This window comes from Campylobacter sp. CNRCH_2013_0855 (assembly GCF_025773025.1).
Classification (GTDB): domain Bacteria; phylum Campylobacterota; class Campylobacteria; order Campylobacterales; family Campylobacteraceae; genus Campylobacter_D; species Campylobacter_D jejuni_C.
Genome location: NZ_JAKMTE010000061.1, coordinates 1 through 656 on the forward strand (window position 1 = coordinate 1; position 656 = coordinate 656).

1 protein-coding gene is annotated in these 656 nt (G+C 27.9%); it reads right to left on the reverse strand.

Features of this window, described 5'->3' with window-relative positions; translation table 11 throughout:
- The coding region (locus L8X40_RS08430) for a hypothetical protein (protein ID WP_263667690.1) at window positions 1-632 on the reverse strand (632 nt) is incomplete at its 3' end.
- Window positions 633-656 lie beyond the last annotated feature (24 nt).

Below are 656 nucleotides of genomic sequence, written 5' to 3' on the forward strand. Positions count from 1 at the left end.
GGATTGATTAGTTTTTGAAAAAAATCATTTGGATGATCAATACATTGACCATTAGGTGTTATAGAATTACTAGGGCATACAACAGGAGGTTTAATTTTATCTGCGATTTTATTAAGCAAATCTTGAGTATTTATTAGCAGTTTTTTTGCTAATTCTTTAATGTTTTCAGAAAAATAGTAAGATATAACACTTCCTCCAGCAAAAATAATTATACCAAAAATAATTTTTCCTCTAAACAAGATAAGTGCTATTTCTTTAGAAATATCTAAGCCTTTTTTTAAAACAAAATCTTGTATAACTTCTTCTCCTAGTTTTACTAAAACTTTAGTTATATCGCCATTGTTAATATACTCTAAGGTATATTCAGTAATTTTTAGTTTGTTATCCACTTTATCTGTAATAACTTGAACTTTTTGAATATAAGGTTGTAGGGTTTCTTTAGTGGGAGAGTTGGGGGAAAGGTTGAATATATTGCCTAAAAAATGAGAGGTATTGCTTATTTCTCCGGTTGCATCTCTACTATTCTCTACAATTTCTTGTCCTTCTCTTAGGGCTTCTTTTATACTTTCTTTAATGTTAATAGTGGTATTGTTTTCATTATGAACACTAATATTATTTTCATTTGCATTCATCTAAAGCCTTTTGGATTTTGTTTA